Raw genomic sequence first — 23,459 nt, 5'->3', positions numbered from 1 at the left:
GGAGGCGATATCCATGAGTACGGAGTTTATAATCGGGCTTGCGGGCCAAGCGGTATATTTGATGCTGGAAATAAGTGCGCCAATGCTCATTTTTGGCCTTGTTGTCGGACTACTTATCAGCATCTTTCAAGCCACGACTCAAATACAGGAGCAGACGCTGGCTTTTGTTCCGAAGATCGTGGCTGTGTTGCTGGCTTTGCTCTTGTTCGGGCCATGGATTTTAACCAAGCTTATCGACTTCACATCCCATATATTGGGAAATCTGTATATGTACATCGGTTGACGTTATGATAAACTCCATTTTGCAGGGACTACCTGTCTTTATGCTTATCTTTTGTCGAATTACAGCTTTTTTTGTTGTAGTTCCCGTGTTTTCTTCACGCAACATTCCGATGTCGTTCAAGATAGGCCTGTCTTTTTTTGTTTCATTGGTCGTTTTCACTGCCAGAGGAACAGGTATTGTTGTTCAAGAGGATTTGAACCTTGTATTGCTGATTGTCCGTGAGGTGCTGATCGGCCTGCTGCTTGGTTTTATTGGATACTTGATGTTCATGATGATTCAGACAGCCGGTTCCTTTATTGATATGCAGATCGGTTTCGCCATTGCGAATGTTATTGACCCGATGACTGGCGTGTCAGCGCCTTTGCTAGGCAATTTCAAATATATGATCGCTTTATTGCTCTTCTTGGGAATGAACGGTCATCACTATTTGATTGATGCCATTGTCAGCAGCTATAACTGGGTTCCTTTAGACAATTCAATACTTTCGAAAATGATGGACGGCAGCCTGTCGGATTTTCTTATTCGTACGTTTGGACAGGCATTCATGCTTGCGCTTCAAATGTCGGCGCCCCTTGTAACCGCATTGTTCCTGACGGATATCGGTCTCGCCTTCTTGGCAAGAACCGCTCCTCAATACAATGTCTTTGTCATAGGCGTGCCCTTGAAAATCATAGTCGGTCTGGCTCTTCTCATGCTGCTCATGCCGACCATGGCTGTTCTGTTTCAAAATCTGTTCAACATCATGTTTGAATCCATGCGCAATCTGCTTACGATTATGGGCGCTTAAGCCGGACTGGGAGGGACGAATGCGCAATCGGTATCAATTCGACCTTCAAATGTTCGGCGGCGACAAGACGGAGAAACCTACCGCCAAAAAGCGTACAGATGCCCGGAAGAAAGGTCAGGTTGCCAAAAGCCACGAGATGTCCGGAGCTATTGTTCTGCTTGCTGCGGTATCCTCTTTGCTCATTTTCGGAGGCTTTTTAAAGGAACGTGTCGTTTCCTTGTTCAGGGATATTCTGATGAACAGGCTGACGATGGAAGTGACCCCGGACAATGTGCTGAACATGATGAGGCAGTACGGAATCCAGATTCTGGTCATATTGGCGCCGCTATTTCTGATTACCCTGGTCCTGGCTCTTATCTCCGAAGTGAGTCAGATCGGGTTCAAGATGGTCGGTGAAGGGCTGACGCCGAAATTCAGCAAGCTCAACCCCCTCAAAGGTTTGAAGAACATTTTTTCCATGCGTTCTTTGGTGGAAATGTTCAAATCGATTTTTAAATTGATTATCATCGGTTATCTCGTCTACAGCACGCTTTGGGGAAAGAAAAAGGAGTTTTTTGCACTCTCCCATGTGGATGTTGAAGCCATTATGCACTTTGCTGCAAAAATGATGCTAAATTTAGGAATCAAGATCGGAGCTGCACTGCTGATTATGGCCGTTCTGGACTATATGTACCAGCGCTATGAACATGAAAAAAGTCTGAAGATGACCAAGCAGGAAGTCAAAGACGAATACAAGAACATGGAAGGCGACCCGCAGATCAAAGGGAAGATCAGAGAACGTCAGCGCCGGATGGCCATGCAGCGAATGATGCAAGAAGTTCCGAAGGCCGATGTGATCATAACCAACCCGACTCACTTTGCAGTCGCACTGAAGTATGACGGTTCAACCATGGAAGCTCCGCAAATTGTGGCCAAAGGCCAGGATTTTGTTGCGCTTCGCATTCGTGAACTGGCCAAGGAACATGGCATTATTACGATGGAAAACAAGCCGCTTGCACGGGCACTGTTTCAGCGGGCGGAGATCGGGGACTCGGTTCCCGCCGATCTGTTCCAGGCGGTTGCCGAAGTGTTGGCTTATGTATATAAAATTAAGGGCAGACCAAGATCCAACGGGAGGTAGGAAGCATTGAAAGCAAAGGATTTAACAGTTCTTCTTGGTATAATCGGCATTGTGCTGATGATGATTCTTCCGATTCCTACATGGCTGCTCGATTTTCTGCTCGTTATTAATATTTCCATAGCACTGACCATATTGCTGGTTGCAATGAACACGAAGGATGCGCTGCAGTTCTCCGTCTTTCCATCCCTGCTGCTCATTACAACGCTATTCCGTCTCGCACTTAACCTTTCCACAACCAAGCTGATTCTGGCTAACGGAAAAGCCGGTTCGGTTGTGGCCACATTCGGAGGCTGGATCGCAAGAGGTCAGATCGCAATCGGATTTATCGTCTTTCTGATTCTGGTTGTCGTACAGTTCATCGTTATTACCAAAGGCTCGGAGCGTGTAGCTGAAGTCGGTGCAAGATTCACGCTCGACGCGATGCCGGGTAAGCAGATGAGTATTGACGCCGACTTGAATGCAGGCTTGATCAATGAGCAGCAAGCAAGGGAGCGCCGGAATACAATTGAACGCGAAGCGGATTTCTACGGTGCGATGGATGGTGCGAGTAAGTTCGTCAAGGGCGACGCTATCGCCAGTATCGTCATTCTGTTTATTAACCTGATCGGCGGTTTCATAATTGGGATGGCTATTCACGGCCTTTCCTTCCAAGATGCATTGTCGACATATTCCCTCCTGACAATCGGGGATGGTCTCGTCAGTCAAATTCCTGCTCTGCTCATTTCGACCGCATCCGGGCTGATCGTTACCCGGGCTTCTTCGGAAGGCAATCTTGCGGAAGATTTGACAGGGCAATTGTTGTCTTATCCGAAGCTTCTCTATATTGTTGCCGTCACTGTTGCTTTCCTGGGGCTGTTTACACCGATCCACGCCATCAGTACACTGCCGCTTGCAGCACTATTGGCTTTCTCGGCATACCGGATGACGCAGAACTTGAGCCGCAAAGCGATTGCGGAGGAGCAGCTTGTCGAAGAGAAGCAGATCGAAGAAGTACGCAGCCCGGAGAGCGTTGTCAGCCTGCTTAATGTTGACCCTATCGAATTCGAGTTCGGATACGGTCTTATTCCGCTTGCCGATACGCAGCAGGGGGGAGACCTTCTGGACCGGATCATCATGATTCGACGGCAATGTGCACTTGAAATGGGACTTGTCGTCCCTGTTATTCGAATTCGCGACAATATTCAACTAAAACCGAATGAATATGTCATCAAAATTAAAGGAAATCAGGTCGGCGGTGGTGAATTATTACTTAACCACTACTTGGCAATGAGTCCCGGGTACGATGACGATTCGATTAGCGGTATCGAAACCATAGAACCATCGTTCGGATTGCCGGCATTGTGGATTGACGAATCTGTCAAAGACCGGGCGGAGATGGCAGGATATACCGTCGTAGATCCGCCTTCCGTAGTAGCCACTCATCTGACCGAGCTCATCAAGCGTTATGGACACGAGCTGATTGGCCGCCAGGAGACGAAGCTGCTGGTGGACAACGTCCGGGAGAATTACCCGGTTCTGGTGGACGAGCTTATTCCGTCCGTACTGACCATCGGAGACCTGCAGAAGGTGCTCGCCAAGCTGTTGAAGGAAAAAATTTCGATCAGGGACCTTGTTACTATTTTCGAGACGCTCGCCGATTATGGGACCTATACGAAAGACCCGGATGTGCTGACAGAGTATGTAAGACAGGCACTCTCCAGACAAATCACCCAGCAGTTCTCCCAACCTGGAGAAACGCTGCGCGTAATTACGGTCGGCCCGTCGCTCGAGAAAAAGATTGCAGAAAGCGTTCAGCAATCGGAGCACGGAAGCTACCTCGCTCTGGACCCTGTCTCGACACAGACGGTATACCAGCGCCTGACGGAGCAAATCAACCGGCTCTTGCAATCCGGTCAGCAGCCTATCGTGCTGACATCTCCTACTATCCGGATGTACCTGCGGCAGGTCATTGAACGGACCATGCAGGATATTCCGGTATTGTCCTACAGTGAACTGGAACCCAATATTGAAATTCAAAGCGTAGGGGTGGTGAACCTGTGAGAGTGAAGCGTTATGTGGTGGATAACATGCCTGACGCCATGCATTCGATCCGCACCGAGCTGGGAAGCGACGCCGTCATATTAAGCACCAAGGAAATTAAGACCGGCGGTTTCATGGGAATGTTCAAGAAAAAGAAAATAGAAGTGGTAGCCGCCGTCGAGAATGAGCCGAAGCAAGCGGCGCCTGTTAAAGCGAACGCTTCCTCTACAATACCCAGAAGCGGCGTGCCGACGGCATATCGCAGGGCGTACGAAGCAGCGGCCGATGCTGGCACAGCGAAGACCGTTGAATCTGCACCGCGAAGCTTTGCAGAAATCGCAGCCGCGCTGAGCCAGGAATCGGAGCAAAGAGGTGGGGTTGCGGTCCTGGAAGAGAAGGAAGCCGCACCTGACCGCTCCCGAATTGAAGATGCCGCTGATCTAATTAAGACGAATGATCAGCGCGGCACTTCACAGGAGCGGGAAATCACCGGTACAGCAAGTGAAGTAACCGCATCATTCGGTAAAGAAACCGCCTCGCCTACGAACGAGCAGGCAGTGCTTGCAGAAATTAAAGAAATGAAGCAGTGGATGGAAAGGCTCGCCAGACAGTCTCCGATTTCAAGAGATTTGCCGGAGCCTTTAGTCCCCCTAAGAGAGCGGCTTCTGGATCAGGAAGTCGACAGCCGGTTGGCGGATCAGTGGATCGACAGTGTGCTGGATGCCTGGAATGACGCCGGAAGGATGTGGGGGGCGGAGCACTTTGTAGAATCTCTCAGCGGAATCGTGATGGATTTCATTACCCCAAGAATTGGCAGCGGCATTGCCCACGATACGAGACTGCTATATGTGGCAGGACCTACAGGGGTCGGGAAGACGACGACTTTGGCCAAGCTGGCAGCGGATCAGATGTTCCGTCATGGACGGAAGGTCGGTATGATCACTTCCGATACGTACCGGATCTCAGCCGTTGAGCAGCTTCGCACTTATGCATCTATTCTGAACGTGCCTCTCGAGGTTGTCCAATCACCCGGTGATCTGCAGCGGGCAATGTCAAGGCTTGAGAGCTGCGATCTGATTCTTATGGATACAGCAGGGCGGAATTTCCGGAACGAAATGCTGGTAGCGGAGCTTCAAAGCCTGTTGGCTCCGACGCTGAAGAGTGAAACCTATCTCGTGCTAAGTCTTACTTCTAAGACGAAGGACATGAAGCTGATTACGGAACATTTCAGCAAGTATCGGCTTGACAAAGTGATCATGACCAAGCTTGATGAAACCGGAACCTATGGTCCGATGTTTAATCTTCTACATGATTTCCCACTCTCATTGGCCTATGTGACGAATGGTCAGACAGTGCCGGATGATCTGTTGATGCCTAACAGCGCAATTTTGAGCAATCTGCTGCTTGGTGCGGGGGATACGTAATGGATCAAGCCCAGTCGCTGAGAGACATTGCCGCCGGACAGAATCGTAAGCTTAGCGAGGGGAAAAGTGATTCAGCCCGCATTATTACCGTATGCAGCGGTAAAGGAGGCGTCGGCAAATCGAATTTCACCTTGAATTTTGCTCTGACGCTCAAAAGTATGGAAAAAAAAGTGTTGCTGTTCGATGCCGACATCGGCATGGCCAACCTGGACGTGCTGATGGGAGTGTCGCCCAAATATAATCTGTATCACCTTTTAGGCCGGGAAGCTCCTATTGAAGAGATCATTCAGCTGGGCCCGAATCAGCTCCCGTTCATTGCAGGCGGTTCGGGAATGGAGGAATTATTCTCCCTTTCAGATAATGACCTGGACTATTTCACTTCACAGATATCCGTTATATCGGAAGAGATGGATTATGTACTGTTTGATACCGGCGCCGGATTGTCCAAAGAGACCATGAAGTTCATCGTATCCGCCGACGAATGCCTTGTCGTAACGACACCGGAACCGACAGCGATCACCGATGCTTATGCGCTGATGAAGGTGGTTCATAACAGTCATCCAGAGGTCGGTTTCAGACTGATTGTGAATCAAGCCTCCGATATCCGGGAAGCGACTGCGACAAGCGATAAGATCCGGATGGCCGCCAAGCGGTTTTTGCAGATGGACATCTCTTTTCTCGGTTATATTCGCAGCGATGTCCATGTTGTACAAGCAGTTAAGAAACAGATTCCTTTTTCGATGGCATATCCGCATAGTACAGCATCCAAGGATGTTCACAAGCTTGCGATGAAATATTTATCTTCTGACAGGTCGTATGCTAGTACCTCCAGTGAGGGAATTAAGGGATTTATCAGTAGGTGGCTTCGCCGAAAATAGACGACATGTTCCGACTTTAAGACAAAGGTGGAAATGATATGAAGCCATATCGTGTATTGGTTGTGGATGATTCGGCATTTATGCGCAAGATCATTTCCGATTTAATTGAACAAGACCAAGAGTTTCAAGTTGCAGCCACCGCCGTTAATGGCCGGGAAGCAGTGGAGAAAGTGAATGAGCTTAAGCCGGATCTCGTAACCATGGATGTTGAGATGCCGGAAATGAACGGTCTTGAAGCGCTTCGCTTGATTATGACGCATCATCCCTTGCCCGTTATTATGCTATCCGGCATTAACGAGGAAGGAATGAAGGAGACGATCATGGCTCTGGAGAGCGGGGCATTCGACTTTATCCGCAAGCCTTCCATCTCCAACTCCAATGATATTAACAGTGTTGGGGATTCTCTGAGAGAGCAAATGAACGAAGCCATGCTGGCCCGCGAGAGAAGAGAGGCGCGATCAGCTTCGGCGCTGCTCACTCCCGAAGCGCCGGCAGCAGCAGCGCCTGTGCCATCCCCTGCGCCGCAATCGCCGGCAGATAAACCGGCAGGGAAACTTGGGACCCCTTCGTCAACAATCCCCAGGGAGACGCCCGGTACTCTTGCCGGAAGTTTCCGTAAGGATGCGAAGGTCGATATTCCGGCTCCGGGAAGCAAACTGGCGTCTACCAAACCGGATAATCCGGCTCCGGCCAGCCGGACGGTCAAGCCGGCGAGACCGGAAGCTTCCAAGCTGAAGCCGCCGTCGCCGGGCGGTATCAAGCAAGCCCAGTCAACCAAGAATGAGCTGGTTAAGCCGAAGGCAGCTGCAGATGAGCATGCAACGGCAGGAGGAACTCCTGCTGCTGGCTCGCGGGATAGAAGGATTGGCGGAAGAGAGCTGAACAAGCTGGTGGCAGTTGGATGCTCAACAGGCGGGCCAAGAGCTTTGAAGGCTTTTCTGGAGAAGATTCCGGCGGATTTTCCGGCTCCGATCCTTATTGTTCAGCATATGCCGCCTAATTTCACCAAATCGCTGGCTCAGCGGCTGAACACCTTCAGTCCACTGGAGGTCATGGAAGCCGAGCAAGGGATGGTACTCCGAAAAGGAGCGGCATATATCGCGCCGGGAGGCTTTCATATGAAGGTGGCTGAATCCTCGGCCGGGCAGCTTTCCATCAACCTGACGAAGGAAGAGGCTCGCAACGGTCATCGTCCATCTGTCGATACCCTTTTCGAATCGCTGCTCTCGCTTACTTCACTTGAGCGGCATGCGGTTATCATGACCGGAATGGGAAGCGATGGAGCGAAGATGATGAAATCCCTTTATGATTCGGGTGTCACCTCGACCTTTGCGGAGAGTGAAGAGACCTGTGTAGTCTACGGCATGCCCCGCTCCGCCGTCGAACTGAAATGCGTCAGCTATATTTTACCTTTGCAAGACATAGCACCAAAGCTGGTTCAAGTCGTTAAATAACGAAAAGCGAACGTGAAGGGTAGGTGTCTGAACATGGACATGAATCAATATTTATCCATGTTTATTGATGAGTCGAACGATCATCTGCAAGCGTTGAATGAAAATATGATGAGCCTGGAGGCGAGTCCTAACGATCTCAGCATCGTGCAGGTGATCTTCCGCTCCGCCCATACCTTGAAAGGCATGGCGGCGACTATGGGCTTTGAAGATCTGGCATCATTGACGCATCAAATGGAGAATGTGCTCGACCTTGTCCGTAACGAGAAGCTGGCGATGCAGGATTTTATCTTCGACACCTTATTCAAGAGCCTTGATGCACTGGAATCCATGGTGCAGGATATCACAGGCGGAGGAGACGGTAAGGCGGACGTTAGCGCTATCGTCTCTTCCTTGCAGGCGATCGTCCGCGGAGAGAATCCTTCTGCCCAAGGATCGGCTCCGGCAGCGAGTGCCGCTGTATCCGATCCGTCCGAAGGACGCGCGCTTCTGGATGAATTTCAGCTCTCTGTCCTGAAGCAGTCCGTGCAGGAAGGTCATCAGGTGATGTTCATCGAAGTTCAACTGCGCAGTGATTGTCAGCTTCGCGCAGTCCGGGCTTATATGGTTTTTGAACTGCTGGAGCGTTACGGCGAAGTCGTCAAATCCTTCCCTTCCGTTCAGGACATTGAACAGGAAAAGTTCGAGTTCAGTTTTTCGCTCTATTACATAACCCAGAAGACGGCTGATGAAATGAAGAGCATGATTATGGGCGTCTCCGAGGTCGACACCGTAACGTCAGTGGCGCTTGATCTGGAATCGCTGGAACAGCTTGGACAGCCTGCGGTTGCCGCTGCGGCTGAAGCTCCCGCTCCTGCCGCCCAGGCATCGCAGCCGCAAGCGCCCAAGGCAGCTGGGACGCAGACATCTGCTGCTCCGAAAGAAGAGGCCAAGAAGGCGCCGGCCAAGACGGGCGGTACCCCATCGCGAACGATCCGCGTCGATATTGACCGGCTGGACGTTCTGATGAATTTGCTCAGTGAGCTGCTGATCGATCGCGTTCGTCTGGAGCAGCTGTCTTCGGACACTCAGAACACGGAGCTGATTGAGACGGTTGAGCACTTGAGCCGGGTAAGCGGTGATCTTCAGAATATTGTGATGAAGCTCCGGATGGTTCCCGTCGATACGGTGTTCAACCGGTTCCCGCGGATGGTCAGAGACCTGGCCAAGTCATTGGATAAAAAGGTAGACCTCGTTATTACAGGAGCCGAAACGGAACTTGACCGGACGGTTGTCGATGAGATCGGCGACCCGCTCGTTCACTTGCTCCGCAATGCACTGGACCATGGGGTGGAGCCAATAGCGGACCGCATCGCTTCCGGCAAGTCGGAGACAGGCACCATTCATCTACGCGCCTTCCACAGCGGCAATCATGTCTTCATCGAAATTCAGGATGACGGCGCAGGCATCTCGCGCGAGAAAGTGCTGAAATCAGCTTTGAAAAAAGGTGTCGTAACCGCCGACCAAGCGGCGTCGATGAGCGATAGTGAAGTTCATCAACTGCTGTTCGCGGCCGGCTTCAGTACGGCGGAGGTTATCTCCGATATTTCGGGACGCGGTGTCGGACTCGATGTCGTTAAGGCGAAGATCACTTCCCTCGGAGGCAACGTCACCATTTACTCGACGCAGGGCAAGGGAACCAATTTCTCTGTACAGCTTCCGCTGACCTTGTCCATTATCGCTGCCATGTTGGTGCGGATCGGCTCCGAGAAATATGCGATCCCGCTCTCTTCCATCGTAGAGACCGGTATTATCAAGCGTGCGCAGATCCGGAACGTTCACGGCTCCAAAATGGTTGAATTCCGGGGCTCCCATATTCCTCTTCTGTCGCTAGGCGCTATTTTTGCGGTGCCGGAGTATGATGAGAGCACGGAAGATGAGACGGAGATCGTCGTGATTCGCAAAGGAGACAAGCTTGCGGCGCTCACCGTGTCCGACTTTATCGGCCAGAATGAAATTGTTATCAAGAATTTGGGCAAATACCTGCCGGAAGTCCAGGGCATTTCGGGCGGCACGATTCTCGGCGATGGACAGGTTGCATTGATTGTCGATCCCAACGCTTTTATTAAATAAGGGAAATCCATAGGGAGGTTCATCAAATGGCTGAAGATATCAAAGTGATTGTCTTTAAACTGGGTACCGAGGAATATGGAATTGAAGTCGATAAGGTGCAGACGATTGAGCGCATGATGCCGATTACCCGCGTTCCCAAGACTTATTCTTTCATTAAAGGGGTAATCAATTTGCGGGGAGTGGTGATTCCGGTCATCGATCTTCGCGGAAGATTCGGGCTTGAGGAGTCGGAGCATACCGACCAGACCCGGGTGATCATCGTCAACGTAAATGAAATGGAAGTCGGCTTTATTGTGGACTCTGCCAATGATGTCATCGACCTGAACCGCGATTCAATTGATAGTCCGCCTGAAGTAGTCGGAGGTATCAAAGCCAAGTATCTGGACGGAGTGGCCAAAATCGGAGATGACCGTCTGCTGATCATGCTTAACCTTGCGGAAGTTCTCAATAAGAGCGAGATCGTGCAGCTGGAAAGTTTAGAGGGTTAATTCCGTGGAACTGTTCAAGCATCAGAAAGACTTCAAGATGGACGTGCTGAAGGAAGTCGGAAATATCGGAGCCGGGAATGCAGCTACCGCTTTGTCCCAGCTCCTGAACAAACCGATAGACATGGCGGTCCCCAAAGTTCAACTGCTGGGCTTTGAAGAAATCGCAGACAAAGTCGGAGGAGCGGAAGAGCTGGTCTATGCCGTCTTTCTGCGGGTAGAGGGCGAAGCACCGGGCAATTTGTTCTTTATACTAACTCCTGATGCTGCTCGCAGCTTATTAAACCGGGTGGCGGGTATCTCCGAGGTCTCAGAGGAAGAACTGAGCGAAATGGAGCTGTCGGCGCTCAACGAGATCGGCAATATTTTGGCCGGTTCCTACCTTTCGTCGCTTGCTGACTTTACTTCTCTCACCATGTACCCGACCGTTCCGGCACTGGCTATGGATATGGCGGGAGCAATTTTGAGCTATGGGCTTCTGCAGTTCGGCCAAATGGGCGACGACGCACTGCTGATTGATACGACTTTTCTGGAGGGCAAGGATGAAATTGAAGGCCAGTTTTTTCTGATCCCCGACCCGGAGTCATTCCCGAAAATCTTCAAGTCCCTGGGAGTGCCGTTTGAGAATGATTGAAGAACAAAGCGTAATCAAGGTAGGTATGGCTGATCTCAACGTAGGCATTCAAGACAACATCATTCGAACGACCGGTCTTGGTTCATGTGTAGGCCTTACCATGTACGATCCCGGCAAAAAAGTCGGTGGTATGGCGCATGTCATGCTTCCATCTTCCGAAATCGCCCGAGAAGGGACGCTCAATATTGCCAAGTTTGCGGATACCGCAATCCCCGAACTGCTTAATCGTCTGCTGCAATTGGGGGCAGCCCAAGGTAGAATTATCGCCAAGATGGCAGGAGGCTCTCAAATGTTCGCTTTCGCCGGAGGAAATGATACGATGCGTATCGGTCCAAGAAATGTGGAATCCTGCAAGCTGGCTCTGGAGAAGTTGAATATTCCGCTGATTGCTGAAGATACGGGCGGCAACTACGGGCGCACTATAGAAATTGCCTGCAGTTCGGGGTTGCTGTACATTCGCAGTGTGCAAAAGGGCGTTAAGGAATTATAATGATGATTGGAACAATCTTACTGAACTTAATCTGCGGCTTGGTGGGTTTTGCCTTTACTTTCTTGGTTTCATTGCAGAATAACTTGCTCCTGACCAGCCTGTATCGGGGATTATTCGGATTTATACTCTGGTTTCTGCTTGCCTTCGTCTTAAGGTGGGTATTGGGTTTTATTGTTAAAGATTCCGCAACTCCTGGCGGCTTCTCATCATCCGGCGGCGATTCCGACTCACTCGGAGGGGCCGTGGATTTATCCACTCCGGATGAGGAAGAGGAACTGAAGGATTTGCTCAAACCCAAACCGGCGGTCGCGGGCCAGGACAGCAGCGATTTCAAGCCTCTTCAGCCTCCCAAACTGGTTTCGATGAAAGATCCGGAAGAATTGGCAAAAGCCGTTCGTCACCTGAAAGAAGAAGAATAAGCGGGTGAAGCAGGGTACTGCTGAACGCTTCGATGCACCTGGTCCGCCCACTCGCCGACTACACTTTGGGAAGGGTGAAAGCCGTTGAACGAGCATAAAGCTTCTCAATTGGAGCATCAGGAACTCTGGGAACAATGGAAGGAACAGGGCGATCCTGAGGCCAAAAAAATGCTGATCGAGAAGTATCTCCACATCGTTGATTATGTCTCTGGGCGATTGGCCATAGGCCTGCCCAAGAACGTATCCAAGGATGATTTAGCGAGTAATGGCGTTATGGGATTAATTGATGCGGTCGAGAAGTTTGATTACAAAAGAGGGTTGCAATTTCAAACCTATGCCTCCTGGCGTGTTCGCGGCGCTATTCTTGATTCGCTTCGCCAGGGCGACTGGGTACCGCGCTCCGTTCGCGAGAAAGCCAAAAGAATTGAAGATGCTTACCAGCAGCTGGAACAAAAATATCTGAGATCCGTAAGCGATGAGGAAATGAGCCAGTATTTGAATGTGAGTGAGCAGGAATTTCAGAACATGCTTCAAGATGTATCCGTAATGACGCTTTGCTCGCTTGAGGACCCGATCCGGGAAGAGGAATCGGAGACCCGAATGTCGGTACTGGTTGATGATAAGGCCAAGAACCCCGACCGTAAGGTCAATGAGTTTTATTTGCGGGAAACGATAACCAAAGGTATAGAGAAACTAACCGTGAAAGAAAGGACCGTCGTGTCCCTTTTATATTATGAAGATTTATCCCTGAGCGAAATTGCTGAAGTGATGTCCCTATCTCCATCACGAATTTCTCAGCTGCATTCCAAGGCAATTCTCAGGCTGCGGGGAACGCTTGAAAAGAACCGGGATTTGTTGATGCAAAATGACTAGCCATAGCGGTTGAGGAGGGGGAAAATGGTCGTCCATTCTGCACTGAACGATTATTTCAATATCAGCTTTTCGGAGGACAAAGATACAGCCTATCTGGAGTTCTTTAAGCGGGAGGAAGGTTTTTCCTGTACGGTTGACGAGATGGGTGCTTTTTTAGAGAAAAATAATGTGCGTTACGGCATCCAGTGGGAGATTATCGATCGTTTCGTCAATCATCCGGAGGAATACATGTCCGGCAAGGTTACGATTGCGCTTGGAAGACCTCCGCACCATGGAAATGACGGCAGAGTGGATCTGCACTTTAATATGGAAGACGACGGCTTGAGACCTTTGGAAAAAGCTGACGGCAGGGTGGACTACAAGGATCTGATTCGTCTCAATAATGTACGCAAGGGCCAGTTGATTGCATCGCTTATTCTTCCGGAAGCCGGGGAACCCGGTGTGTCGGTTACTGGTGATCCAATATCGGCCAAGCCCGGAAAGGCCGCCCGCTTCAAGGTGGGCAAGAACGTTGTAGTTGATCAGGAAGAAACGTCGATGTATTCGGCGCTTGACGGTCTGGTGTCTTTGACGGATAACGGCAAGGTTAATGTGTTTCCGTTATATGAAGTGAAAGGCGATGTGGACTATACGACCGGCAATATCGATTTTGTCGGCACAGTCGTGATTCGGGGCAATGTGCTCTCCGGATTTACGGTCAAATCGGCTGGTGATATCCGTGTAGTAGGTGGTGTCGAGGGAGCCGAGCTGAGTGCCGGAGGCAGCATTGAGATTACGGGCGGCATTATCGGGTACAACAAGGGAATGGTCAGCGCCGGCATGGACGTTAAGGTCTCGTTCGTTCAGGATGGAAATGTTAATGCCGGTCAGGATATTATCGTGTCGCAGAGCATCATGCACTCCAATGTAAGAGCAGGCCGAAATGTGCTCTGCAACGGGCCCAAAGGATTTATTGTTGGCGGCACCGTTCAGGCTGGAGAAAAGGTCGTGGCAAGAACAATTGGCAATACGATGTCGACTGCAACAGCCATTGAGGTCGGAGTGCTGCCTGAGCTGCGCAACGAAATGAACGAGCTTCGGACACAGCTTCGGGTTCTTATTGAGAATGATGACAAGACAACTAAGGCGCTTCACCTTCTGGACCAGCTGGCGGCGAGCGGTACTCTCGGACCGGACAAAGTGGCCATGCGCATTAAGCTTAACGCCACCAAACAGTCGCAGCAAAAAGAGCAAGCGCGCATCCGTGAACGTATTCTGGAGATTGAACAGGTGCTGGAAAATACGGACCGAGCCAAAGTAGAGGTTGTGCGAACGATCTACGGCGGTTCCAAAATTGTGATCGGTCGATATACGAAGTTTGTTAAGGATACGGCGGAACGGGTTACCTTCCGTTTCGCAGGCGGAGATATTAGCATGAGCCCGAATGTGTAAAACGGGAGGGGATTGCCGTGAGCTTCAGACCGGTTGAATTGCAAGTCGCGGTGCCGAAAACGACGGAGATTGGCAGGGATCAGCAGAATCTCTTTAACCGCACGGCCCAGGAGCAGCAGGTGTTAGCTGATCAGAATGTTAAGAAATCCCAGGAGATGGGACAGCGCAGCACCGAAGTGGACGAGACCGCGGAGTCAGCCATTAGGGACGACGGCCGCCGCGGCCGAGGCGAAAGACAGGGTCAGCAGCACGGTAATGCCAAAGAAGAGGCCAAGGACCGGGAAGCCGAGCATCCGTATAAAGGCCACAATATCGACCTCAAGCTCTGATACGGGCAAACCGGGTTAGACAACATCTAAATGAATTAAAGGAGAAAGACACGTGCAACCATGGGGGTATATTGTTCTGCTAGGCGGATGTGCTTTGGTGTATGCGCTCTTGTTACCCTCCCGTAACCGGAATAAGGAGAGCGGCGGTGATAAGCAGACCGTTAAGGAAGTGGAGGCGGCTCTTGAGCTCTATATGGCCGACGTCGAGCGGGAGAACCGGGAACTGATGGATGTATTGGGTTCGATCAAGAATCAGACCCAGAATAATCAGGCAAGCCTTCAGGAGCAGATTGGTGAGCTGAAGGGCCAGCTGGACTCCCTTCATCACCGGATTGCCCAGCTTGAGAACCGGACAGCCGCAACGGAGAATGGCCTTCTCCAGCTGGCGATTTCCGGTCCGGCTCCGCGCGAAGGATCGGAGGACAAGGATCAAGAGACGGAACCGAAGACCAAGCCGGTCAGTACGATCAAGCTTCGTTATCCTCAGCTGTTCGAGCTGCATGAGGAAGGCAAGTCCATCGATGCTATCGCCAAGAAGACCGGGATGCAGAGCGGCGAGATTCAATTGATTCTGCAATTGGCCAAGCAGGAGGAATCGGTGTGATCAAGAATCGTTCCTTTTGGATTGGTCTCGGCACGGGGCTGGTATTCGGAGCTCTGTTGCTGCAGCTGATGATATCAGCAGGCATGTCTACTCCCAGTAAGAGCCAGATTATTCAGGAAGCGGCCAGACAGAATCTGAAGGTCTCGGACGCCTCCGAGAAGCTGATGACAGAGGAAGAGTGGAAGACCCAGAGCGACGTGGATGGTTCGCCTCGACCGGAGAATACTCAGGAAGCAGCTGAAGCCGGCACTGCGCCACAACCGACGGCAACTCCGGCGCCATCTTCGACGACAGCGCCTTCTGCCCAAGGAACCAAGTCTTCGCTGCAAGGAGCAGCTCCTTCGGCGCCTGTCCAAGCATCTTCTCCGTCTGCGCCGTCGAAACCGTCAACGCCGGCGAAGAAACCGGCATCGTCTGCCGCGGCTCCCACAAAAGCGGTAGCGCCGTCAGCACCAGCCGCGTCCAATCCGGCTTCCGCCAACATTATCCTCCGCATCCCAAGCGGCGTTACACTTAGCCAGGTGGCCGATCTGCTAGCCGGTGCCGGAGTGATCAAAGACAAGGATGCTTTCTTGATTGCTGCGGGCAACCGTCAGATTCAACGAAGAATCCAGTATGGATTATATAATTTTAAACCCGGGCAAAGCCTGGATTCCATCATTGAGCAGCTGATCACGATCAAAGAATAGTGCGTAGGCTTATCTGAACACCGCCCACATGGGCGGTGTTTCGTTCTCTTCCCGGCTCCGACGGCGAATTACGGAATCTGACAAAAAACGTTCACTTGGAAGTTGCATCCTACCCGGGTCTTATGATATATTAATTGACGGTGTTAAAACACACGTCGACTGATTACAGCAAGCGGTGCTTTCTTTCGAAGAAAGTCTTGCTGCAAGATGAAGCCGGCGGAGGGACACACAATAAACCAAACCTAGGAGGTGTGTGAAGATGGCAGTAATCTCCATGAAACAGCTTCTTGAAGCTGGGGTACACTTCGGTCACCAGACTCGTCGTTGGAACCCGAAAATGGATCGTTATATCTTCACTGAAAGAAACGGAATCTACATTATTGACCTGCAGAAGACAGTCAAGAAAGTAGAAGAAGCTTACAACTTTGTTAAGAGTGTAGCAGGAGAAGGCGGTACCGTCCTGTTCGTCGGAACAAAGAAACAAGCACAGGACTCGGTTAAAGAAGAAGCCGAACGTTCCGGCATGTTCTTCATCAACCAGCGCTGGCTGGGCGGCACTCTGACTAACTTCCAGACCATTCAGAAACGGATCGACCGTCTGAAGAAGCTGGAAGCTTGGGAAGTGGACGGCACATTCGAAGTTCTGCCTAAGAAGGAAGTCATCATTCTCCGCAAAGAGAAGGATCGTCTGGAAAAGTTCCTGGGCGGCATCAAGAACATGAAGGGCCTTCCAAGCGCCCTGTTCATCATCGATCCTCGCAAAGAGCGTATCGCTGTTGCCGAAGCCCGCAAACTGGGTATCCCGATTGTAGCTATCGTTGACACGAACTGCGATCCGGATGAAATCGATTATGTCATTCCGGGCAACGACGACGCAATCCGCGCCGTTAAGCTGCTGACAGGCAAAATGGCCGACGCGGTTGTGGAAGCTCACCAAGGTGAAGACACAACTTCCGCTTAATCTAGCGGATCTGTGCTGAAATAAGAAATTAAATGAAAAGGGTGGTTGGCAGGTGGATAACCTTCTCACCGCCCTTTTTTAAAATATCTGGAGGGATTAAATCATGGCAGTAGATGCAAAATCCGTTAAAGAGCTTCGCGAAAGAACCGGCGCCGGCATGCTGGATTGCAAAAAGGCTCTGGAAGAAGCAAATGGCGATCTGACGAAAGCCATTGAAATTCTTCGCGAAAAAGGCCTTTCCGCAGCGGCCAACAAAGCCGGACGCGCTGCAACCGAAGGCGTTGTCGAGTCCTACATCCATGCCGGCGGCCGTATCGGCGTGCTGGTAGAAATTAACTGCGAGACCGACTTCGTCGGCAAGACCGATCAATTCAAAGATTTCGCTCGCGACATCGCCATGCAGATCGCAGCGGCAGCTCCTCGCTTCGTTCGCCGTGAAGAAGTTCCGGCTGAAGAAGTAGAGAAGGAGAAGGAAATCCTGAAGGCTCAAGCTCTGAACGAGGGCAAGCCTGAGAAAATTATTGAGAAAATGGTAGAAGGCCGCATCAACAAGTTCTACGAAGAGCACTGCCTGCTGGAGCAAGCCTTCATCAAAGATCCCGACAAGACGATCTCCAACCTGCTCAATGAGAAGATCAGCACGATCGGCGAGAACATCTCCATCCGCCGCTTTGTCCGTTACGAGCTGGGCGAAGGCCTGGAGAAGAAGGTTGACAACTTCGTAGAAGAAGTTATGGCTCAAGTGAAACAATAATATCGGCGCCGCGGCAGCTGCCGTGACTTACCGTATATATGGCTTAAACTTTCAAGAGCGGAACACGGGCAAATGGTGTTCCGTCTTTTGCAAAGAGCAGAAAAGCACGATCAACCTGGGGCCCTTCAAGGCACCTTGCAAAGTGAGGGTATACAATTGGAACAGCCGGTATTTAAAAGGGTAGTCCTCAAGGTAAGTGGTGAATCGCTGGCAGGACAAAACGGTTATGGCATCGATGCGGATACAATCACCTCGATCGCCGAGCAGGTGAAGGAAGTTGTCGAGCTAGGCGTGCAGGTTGCCATCGTATGCGGCGGCGGCAATATTTGGCGAGGGATCGCCGGTAGTGCAAGCGGCATCGACCGGGCGACCGCCGACTATATGGGCATGCTGGCAACGGTTATGAATTCGCTGGCCCTGCAGGATTCTTTGGAGCAGAGCGGCGTGCCGACTCGCGTACAGACATCGATCTCCATGCAGCAAATCGCGGAACCCTATATTCGCCGCCGTGCCATCCGACATCTTGAGAAGGGCCGCGTTGTCATTTTTGCAGCGGGTACAGGCAATCCTTTCTTCTCTACCGATACGACGGCAGCGCTTCGTGCAGCCGAAATCGAAGCGGAAGTCATTCTGATGGCGAAGAACAAGGTGGATGGAGTCTACTCCGCTGATCCGTTCAAGGACAGTACCGCCGAGAAGTACGATCAGCTGACCTACCTGGATGTGCTGAACAAGAATCTGGGAGTCATGGATTCCACAGCTTCCTCTCTCTGCATGGACAACAATATCCCGCTTATCGTGTTCGCAATCACGGAACAGGGCAACATCAAACGAGTCGTTCTGGGTGAACGCATCGGAACGATTGTTAAAGGGAGTGTAGAATAATGCCGCAATCGGTCAAGAAAAACGCCGAAGAACGCATGGAGAAAGCGATTTTGTCGCTTAAACGCGACCTGGCGACTCTGCGCGCCGGACGTGCGACCCCGTCGCTGCTCGACCGTATTCAAGTGGAATACTACGGAGCGCCGACTCCGGTCAACCAGCTGGCTAACATCAATACGCCGGATTCCCGTACGCTGCTGATCCAGCCATGGGATAAATCGTCGTTGAACGATATCGAGCGTGCAATCATGAAATCCGATCTCGGACTGACACCGGCCAATGATGGCACGACAATTCGCTTGTCGATTCCCGCGCTGACGGAAGAGCGCCGCAGCGAGCTTGTCAAGCTGACGAAGAAGTTTGGCGAAGAAGCAAAGGTTGCCATCCGCAACATCCGCCGCGACGCCAACGACGAGATCAAGAAGCTGGAGAAGAACGGCATCTCGGAAGACGAGTCCCGCGGACATCAGGAGAATATCCAGAAGACCACGGACAAGTTCATCGCCGAAGTCGAAAAAGTACTCCTGGCCAAAGAAAAAGAAATCATGGAAGTATAAGATAGCGCAAAAGATCAAGGCCCCTCCTCAATTGGTGGGGTTTGTCTCTTTCTCGCAAGCAAAGATGGAGGAAACGGTAATGATCAAACGGGTTCAATCTTGGCTGGGCCGGGAAGATCGGCAGCAGCCGGTCGAAATTTCACCGGACAATATTCCCCGGCATGTGGCCATCATCATGGATGGCAACGGTCGCTGGGCCAAACGGCTCGGATTGCCCCGCATTGTCGGCCATCAGAATGGCATGAAGGCGGTCAAGCGCACAACGATTGCCGCTGACGAGTTGGGGATCGAGTTTTTAACGATGTATGCTTTTTCAACAGAGAATTGGAAGCGGCCCAAGGAAGAGGTCGATTTTCTGATGCGCCTGCCGGTGGAATTTCTAGCCATTGAACTGGATGAGTTGATTGAGAAGAATGTCCAGGTTAGAGTGATGGGAGACAGCGATGCACTGCCGTCCTATACCCGCAAGGCGATGGAAGAAGCGGTGCAGCGAACGGAGAAGAATACCGGTCTTATTCTGAATTTTGCCCTGAATTACGGCGGACGCAAAGAAATCGAGGATTGCATGCGGGAATTGGCGATTGAAGTAGCGGAAGGCAAGCTAAGTCCTGATGATATCAATTCCCAATTGATTGACAGCCGACTGCTGTCCGGCGGATTGCCCGATCCCGATTTGATGATTCGTACGAGCGGTGAAATGCGGCTCAGCAACTTTATGCTGTGGCAGCTGGCATACAGCGAACTATGGTTTACCGATATCTACTGGCCGGAATTCGGCAGGGAGCATCTGCTGCAGGCTGTAGCCGAATACCAGCGGCGCTCGCGCCGGTACGGCGGGCTTAAGTAGCGAGGTAGGAGTGAGGAAGTTTGAAGCAGCGACTGATAACCGGAGTGGTGGCCGGAGCCTTGTTCTTGGGACTATGCCTCCTCGGAGGATGGTGGTTCCAGCTCCTGCTGACCGCGATGGCATTGATCGGCTATTATGAATTCGTCAAAATGACCGGCCTCTCGATTAAGAGTGGAAGCGCGGTTCTCGGGTATGCTGCGGTGCTTGGCTTTATGATTCCATGGGAGAAGCTCGACATGTCCGTACCTTTAACCTGGGTACAAGGGGTGTGGCTGCTCATGTTTCTGTTCCTGTGCATTACAGTGTTCTCCAAGAATAAAACCGATATTCGCATAGCAGCGATGCTGTTCATCGGTGCGCTATACATAGGAACCGGTTTTTCCTATATGGCGGTATCCCGGTCCGCTCCTGACGGACACGGCCTGTTCTGGACCTTCTTGTTGTTGTGCTGCATTTGGGGCAGTGATGCCGGCGCCTATTTCGTGGGAAAAGCGATTGGCCGGAACAAGCTGTGGCCTGCGATCAGTCCCAACAAAACCGTGGAAGGTGCAGCCGGAGGCGTTCTTATCTCTATCGTTATTGCCGTGATCTTTGCAGCACTTTCTTCAGGTCTGCTGACCTTTGGTCAATCGATTATGATCGGCCTGGTCAGTGCGGTCGTCGGGCAGCTGGGAGATCTCGTGCAATCGGCGTATAAAAGAGTATACGGCATCAAGGATTCGGGTACGCTGCTCCCGGGACACGGCGGTATCCTGGACCGCTGCGACAGCTGGATCATCGTCTTTCCGTTTATACATATCCTGACGCTGCTGCCGTATTATCAATAGCGAGAGAAAGAAGGTGCGCGTTCCTTGAAGAAACTTAGCATTTTAGGCTCTACGGGCTCTATCGGGACGCAGACGCTTGATGTAGTGGCCCTTCATCCGGAGAGCTTTCAGGTGGACGGGCTGGCGGCAGGCAGCAATACCGCATTGCTCCTGGAACAGATCAAACGCTTAAAGCCGCGCCGTGTATCCGTTGCCAGCCGTGAGCTTGCCGAGCAAATTCGTCCGGAGATCCCTGGCAACACCAAGCTGTATTACGGTGAGGAAGGACTTGCGGAAATTGCCGCCGGAGGAGACGCGGATTATGTTGTGACGGCGGTCGTGGGCAGCGTTGGTCTTCGTTCCACCCTGGCCGCTATCGATGCGGGAAGGGATGTTGGCCTGGCCAATAAGGAAACTCTGGTTACGGCGGGTCATCTGGTTACGGAAGCCGTGCGGCGAAAAGGAGTATCTCTGCTGCCGATCGACAGCGAGCATTCTGCGATATTTCAATGTCTGAACGGTGAAGACCGTGACGATATTGATTCCATTACGATAACCGCTTCGGGCGGTTCCTTCCGCGACCGGACGAGGGACCAGCTGCAAGGGGTAACGGTTGAAGATGCGCTCCGGCATCCGAATTGGTCCATGGGCGCCAAGATCACAATTGATTCGGCAACCATGGTCAACAAAGGTCTAGAGGTGATTGAAGCCCACTGGCTGTTCGGTCTCCCCTATGAGCAGATCAACGTACTGCTGCATCCGGAGAGCGTGGTTCACTCCTTTGTAGGATTCAAGGACAGCAGCATCATCGCTCAGTTAGGCAATCCCGACATGAGAGTGCCGATTCAATATGCATTGACGTATCCGAAGAGACTGCCTTCTCCGGCTCAGCGGCTGTCGCTTGCACAGGCGGGGCAACTGACGTTTCGCGAGATGGATTTTGAACGTTACCCGGCGCTGAGACTGGCGATCGAATGCGGCAAAATGGGCGGAACGGCGACGACGGTGTTCAACGCGGCGAATGAGATTGCAGTAGCGCGCTTTTTGCGCCGTGAAATTTCATTTCTCCACATCGAAGAAATTCTGGAGAAGGCGATTGCCGGACATACGCCTGTTCTTAACCCGAATCTCGAGGAAATCGAGGAATGCGACCGGAGCATCCGGAGGCTTGCGGAGCAACTTTAACAAATTGACAGGGCTTGGCTGATTCTCTTGTGCCGGATCGGAGAATAATGATAAATTAAAAGGACATACTTCGGTCTTTCACCAGAAGGAGGTTGCCAAACATGGAAATGGTTAGAATCGTCTTTTTGACGGTGCTCATGTTTTTTGTCCTGGTTACCGTGCATGAATGGGGGCATTATTACTTCGCCAAACGAGCCGGTATCCTGGTGCGGGAGTTTGCTATCGGTTTCGGTCCGAAACTGTTCTCGTATAAAAGGGGAGAGACCCAATTTACCCTGCGGCTTCTGCCGTTCGGCGGCTATGCCCGTATGGCAGGCGAGGATCCGGAGATTGTGGAAATATCGTCCGGCCAGACCATTGCGGTCCGGCTGGGGGAAGGCAAAGTCATTAAGAGCATCTATCTGGATCAGCTGGACACCCGCCGCAATGTGATCCGGGGTGAGGCCCAATATGTCGATCTGGAAGATGATCTGCAGATCCGTCTGGACGTTGACGGCGAGGTCGAGACTTATTCCGTACATCCGCAGGCGATGATGGTCAAAGGCAGCCAGCAGATTCAGATTGCGCCGCGAGACCGGCAGTTCGGCAGCAAAACGGTCGGCCAGCGTGCGATTGCCATTCTTGCAGGTCCGGTCATGAACTTCCTGCTTGCCTTTATCCTGTTCGGCATCTATATCCAGATGGCGGGAGTCGCCGTAGAGAATCCTACTTATGTGGTCGTAGGCGATGTGTCCAAAGGAATGCCCGCCGAAGCGGCAGGTCTGCAGAAGGGCGATATTGTCGATTCGATTAACGGCAAGAAGATCGGCGCCGATTATCAGAAGATGATCGATCTGACTTCCGAGTCCAAGGGCAAACCGATGGAATGGACGATCAAGCGTGGAGACGAGACTTTTACAGTCACAATGACGCCGCGTACGATGGAAGGTCAGGAGGGCGGTAAGGTCGGTATAAGTCCGATGCTTCCGACAAGGGACGCCGGGATAGGAGAGACCTTCACGCTGTCTGGAAAAATGATGGTGGATACGACAGAACAAATCTTCCTCGGATTCCGTCAGCTAATCAACAATTTCAACATGAATGATTTGAGCGGACCCGTCGGAACGATGGAGCTTACAGGGCGGATTGCCCAGCAGGGCATCGTCTACCTCACCCATTGGACGGCGATACTCAGTCTCTATCTTGGTATTTTCAACCTTCTGCCGATTCCGGCGCTTGACGGCAGCCGTCTCGTCTTTCTCGGAGTGGAGGCGCTGCGCGGCAAGCCTATTGATCCCGGAAGGGAAGGAATGGTTCATTTCGTAGGCTTCGCTATGCTCTTTCTTCTGATGATTGCCGTAACGTACAACGATATATTGCGGCTCATCAGCGGCTAATATTGCTTCGGCCTTGTCCGGTTGATTGCCGGGCAGGGCTTATTAACGGGAGGAATACCATTA

25 protein-coding genes are annotated in these 23,459 nt (G+C 51.6%); all 25 read left to right on the top strand.

Going from position 1 to position 23,459, the window contains the following annotated elements:
• Positions 1-13 precede the first annotated feature (13 nt).
• The 25 genes from fliQ to rseP all read left to right on the top strand — a co-directional run bounded on the left by fliQ (position 14) and on the right by rseP (position 23,396).
• A complete protein-coding gene (gene fliQ, locus KIH86_RS17270) occupies positions 14-283 on the top strand; it encodes a flagellar biosynthesis protein FliQ (protein WP_223087125.1) in 270 nt (89 codons plus the stop codon).
• Between the two features lie 4 nt (positions 284-287).
• Positions 288-1,070, top strand: a complete 783-nt coding sequence (fliR, locus tag KIH86_RS17265) for a flagellar biosynthetic protein FliR (RefSeq protein WP_262416604.1) — start codon at positions 288-290, stop codon at positions 1,068-1,070.
• A gap of 19 nt (positions 1,071-1,089) precedes the next feature.
• Entirely contained in the window at positions 1,090-2,190 is a 1,101-nt protein-coding gene (flhB, locus tag KIH86_RS17260; RefSeq protein WP_223087127.1) for a flagellar biosynthesis protein FlhB, read from the top strand.
• Positions 2,191-2,196: 6 nt separating this feature from the next.
• Entirely contained in the window at positions 2,197-4,230 is a 2,034-nt protein-coding gene (gene flhA, locus KIH86_RS17255) for a flagellar biosynthesis protein FlhA (RefSeq protein ID WP_223087129.1), read from the top strand.
• Complete coding sequence (gene flhF / locus KIH86_RS17250) at positions 4,227-5,633, top strand: flagellar biosynthesis protein FlhF (protein ID WP_223087132.1); 1,407 nt, start codon at positions 4,227-4,229, stop codon at positions 5,631-5,633. Before flhA ends, flhF begins: the two co-directional genes overlap by 4 nt.
• The gene (locus KIH86_RS17245; protein WP_223087134.1) at positions 5,633-6,511 is read left to right on the top strand and encodes a MinD/ParA family protein; all 879 of its coding nucleotides are present in this window, start codon (positions 5,633-5,635) and stop codon (positions 6,509-6,511) included. The genes flhF and KIH86_RS17245 overlap by 1 nt, the downstream gene beginning before the upstream one ends.
• A gap of 38 nt (positions 6,512-6,549) precedes the next feature.
• Positions 6,550-7,965 (top strand): protein-glutamate methylesterase/protein-glutamine glutaminase, encoded by a 1,416-nt coding sequence (locus KIH86_RS17240; RefSeq protein ID WP_223087136.1) that lies wholly within the window; start codon positions 6,550-6,552, stop codon positions 7,963-7,965.
• Positions 7,966-7,998: 33 nt separating this feature from the next.
• Positions 7,999-10,074, top strand: a complete 2,076-nt coding sequence (locus KIH86_RS17235; protein ID WP_223087139.1) for a chemotaxis protein CheA — start codon at positions 7,999-8,001, stop codon at positions 10,072-10,074.
• Positions 10,075-10,100: 26 nt separating this feature from the next.
• Complete coding sequence (locus KIH86_RS17230; protein WP_223087142.1) at positions 10,101-10,562, top strand: chemotaxis protein CheW; 462 nt, start codon at positions 10,101-10,103, stop codon at positions 10,560-10,562.
• 37 nt (positions 10,563-10,599) lie between these two features.
• Positions 10,600-11,193, top strand: coding sequence for a chemotaxis protein CheC (locus KIH86_RS17225; protein ID WP_262416639.1), 594 nt, complete (start codon positions 10,600-10,602; stop codon positions 11,191-11,193).
• Complete coding sequence (locus KIH86_RS17220; protein ID WP_223087147.1) at positions 11,186-11,683, top strand: chemotaxis protein CheD; 498 nt, start codon at positions 11,186-11,188, stop codon at positions 11,681-11,683. The genes KIH86_RS17225 and KIH86_RS17220 overlap by 8 nt, the downstream gene beginning before the upstream one ends.
• A 2-nt stretch (positions 11,684-11,685) precedes the next feature.
• Complete coding sequence (locus KIH86_RS17215) at positions 11,686-12,102, top strand: hypothetical protein (protein WP_316503344.1); 417 nt, start codon at positions 11,686-11,688, stop codon at positions 12,100-12,102.
• A gap of 84 nt (positions 12,103-12,186) precedes the next feature.
• Positions 12,187-12,975 (top strand): FliA/WhiG family RNA polymerase sigma factor, encoded by a 789-nt coding sequence (locus KIH86_RS17210; protein ID WP_223087153.1) that lies wholly within the window; start codon positions 12,187-12,189, stop codon positions 12,973-12,975.
• Positions 12,976-12,999: 24 nt separating this feature from the next.
• Positions 13,000-14,406, top strand: a complete 1,407-nt coding sequence (locus KIH86_RS17205) for a DUF342 domain-containing protein (protein WP_223087156.1) — start codon at positions 13,000-13,002, stop codon at positions 14,404-14,406.
• Positions 14,407-14,423: 17 nt separating this feature from the next.
• The gene (locus KIH86_RS17200) at positions 14,424-14,735 is read left to right on the top strand and encodes a hypothetical protein (protein ID WP_223087158.1); all 312 of its coding nucleotides are present in this window, start codon (positions 14,424-14,426) and stop codon (positions 14,733-14,735) included.
• Between the two features lie 52 nt (positions 14,736-14,787).
• Entirely contained in the window at positions 14,788-15,339 is a 552-nt protein-coding gene (locus tag KIH86_RS17195; protein ID WP_223087160.1) for a hypothetical protein, read from the top strand.
• Positions 15,336-16,028: an endolytic transglycosylase MltG gene (locus KIH86_RS17190; protein ID WP_223087162.1), complete on the top strand. Its 693-nt coding sequence runs from the start codon at positions 15,336-15,338 to the stop codon at positions 16,026-16,028. The genes KIH86_RS17195 and KIH86_RS17190 overlap by 4 nt, the downstream gene beginning before the upstream one ends.
• Before the next feature lie 259 nt (positions 16,029-16,287).
• The gene (rpsB, locus tag KIH86_RS17185; protein WP_223087165.1) at positions 16,288-16,989 is read left to right on the top strand and encodes a 30S ribosomal protein S2; all 702 of its coding nucleotides are present in this window, start codon (positions 16,288-16,290) and stop codon (positions 16,987-16,989) included.
• Positions 16,990-17,092: 103 nt separating this feature from the next.
• The gene (tsf, locus tag KIH86_RS17180) at positions 17,093-17,743 is read left to right on the top strand and encodes a translation elongation factor Ts (protein WP_223087168.1); all 651 of its coding nucleotides are present in this window, start codon (positions 17,093-17,095) and stop codon (positions 17,741-17,743) included.
• Positions 17,744-17,899: 156 nt separating this feature from the next.
• A complete protein-coding gene (gene pyrH / locus KIH86_RS17175; RefSeq protein ID WP_223087171.1) occupies positions 17,900-18,628 on the top strand; it encodes a UMP kinase in 729 nt (242 codons plus the stop codon).
• On the top strand, positions 18,628-19,182 hold the full coding sequence (gene frr, locus KIH86_RS17170; RefSeq protein ID WP_223087173.1) for a ribosome recycling factor: 555 nt from the start codon (positions 18,628-18,630) through the stop codon (positions 19,180-19,182). The genes pyrH and frr overlap by 1 nt, the downstream gene beginning before the upstream one ends.
• 79 nt (positions 19,183-19,261) lie before the next feature.
• A complete protein-coding gene (locus KIH86_RS17165; protein ID WP_223087176.1) occupies positions 19,262-20,029 on the top strand; it encodes an isoprenyl transferase in 768 nt (255 codons plus the stop codon).
• Between the two features lie 20 nt (positions 20,030-20,049).
• Complete coding sequence (locus KIH86_RS17160) at positions 20,050-20,856, top strand: phosphatidate cytidylyltransferase (protein WP_223087178.1); 807 nt, start codon at positions 20,050-20,052, stop codon at positions 20,854-20,856.
• A 24-nt stretch (positions 20,857-20,880) separates the two neighbouring features.
• Positions 20,881-22,020, top strand: coding sequence for a 1-deoxy-D-xylulose-5-phosphate reductoisomerase (locus KIH86_RS17155; RefSeq protein WP_223087181.1), 1,140 nt, complete (start codon positions 20,881-20,883; stop codon positions 22,018-22,020).
• Between the two features lie 101 nt (positions 22,021-22,121).
• Positions 22,122-23,396 carry an RIP metalloprotease RseP gene (gene rseP / locus KIH86_RS17150; protein ID WP_223087184.1) on the top strand — a complete coding sequence of 425 codons (1,275 nt, stop codon included), beginning with the start codon at positions 22,122-22,124 and terminating at the stop codon, positions 23,394-23,396.
• Positions 23,397-23,459: the final 63 nt, after the last annotated feature.

This window comes from Paenibacillus sinensis (assembly GCF_019904155.1).
In the GTDB taxonomy this organism is placed as follows: Bacteria; Bacillota; Bacilli; order Paenibacillales; family Paenibacillaceae; genus Paenibacillus_AQ; species Paenibacillus_AQ sinensis.
The sequence above is the reverse complement of the archived record's forward strand: the minus strand, read 5'-3'. Positions and strand labels throughout refer to the sequence as shown.

Bases quoted from the DNA above. Each gene is read 5' to 3' on its own strand.
- rseP (WP_223087184.1), top strand. From the start codon at position 22,122: ATGGAAATGGTTAGAATCGTCTTTTTGACGGTGCTCATGTTTTTTGTC.
- KIH86_RS17215 (WP_316503344.1), top strand. From the start codon at position 11,686: ATGATTGGAACAATCTTACTGAACTTAATCTGCGGCTTGGTGGGTTTT.
- KIH86_RS17205 (WP_223087156.1), top strand. From the start codon at position 13,000: ATGGTCGTCCATTCTGCACTGAACGATTATTTCAATATCAGCTTTTCG.
- flhB (WP_223087127.1), top strand. From the start codon at position 1,090: ATGCGCAATCGGTATCAATTCGACCTTCAAATGTTCGGCGGCGACAAG.
- KIH86_RS17245 (WP_223087134.1), top strand. From the start codon at position 5,633: ATGGATCAAGCCCAGTCGCTGAGAGACATTGCCGCCGGACAGAATCGT.
- KIH86_RS17220 (WP_223087147.1), top strand. From the start codon at position 11,186: ATGATTGAAGAACAAAGCGTAATCAAGGTAGGTATGGCTGATCTCAAC.
- KIH86_RS17240 (WP_223087136.1), top strand. From the start codon at position 6,550: ATGAAGCCATATCGTGTATTGGTTGTGGATGATTCGGCATTTATGCGC.
- KIH86_RS17165 (WP_223087176.1), top strand. From the start codon at position 19,262: ATGATCAAACGGGTTCAATCTTGGCTGGGCCGGGAAGATCGGCAGCAG.
- KIH86_RS17225 (WP_262416639.1), top strand. From the start codon at position 10,600: ATGGACGTGCTGAAGGAAGTCGGAAATATCGGAGCCGGGAATGCAGCT.
- rpsB (WP_223087165.1), top strand. From the start codon at position 16,288: ATGGCAGTAATCTCCATGAAACAGCTTCTTGAAGCTGGGGTACACTTC.
- tsf (WP_223087168.1), top strand. From the start codon at position 17,093: ATGGCAGTAGATGCAAAATCCGTTAAAGAGCTTCGCGAAAGAACCGGC.
- fliR (WP_262416604.1), top strand. From the start codon at position 288: ATGATAAACTCCATTTTGCAGGGACTACCTGTCTTTATGCTTATCTTT.
- KIH86_RS17230 (WP_223087142.1), top strand. From the start codon at position 10,101: ATGGCTGAAGATATCAAAGTGATTGTCTTTAAACTGGGTACCGAGGAA.
- frr (WP_223087173.1), top strand. From the start codon at position 18,628: ATGCCGCAATCGGTCAAGAAAAACGCCGAAGAACGCATGGAGAAAGCG.
- fliQ (WP_223087125.1), top strand. From the start codon at position 14: ATGAGTACGGAGTTTATAATCGGGCTTGCGGGCCAAGCGGTATATTTG.
- KIH86_RS17235 (WP_223087139.1), top strand. From the start codon at position 7,999: ATGGACATGAATCAATATTTATCCATGTTTATTGATGAGTCGAACGAT.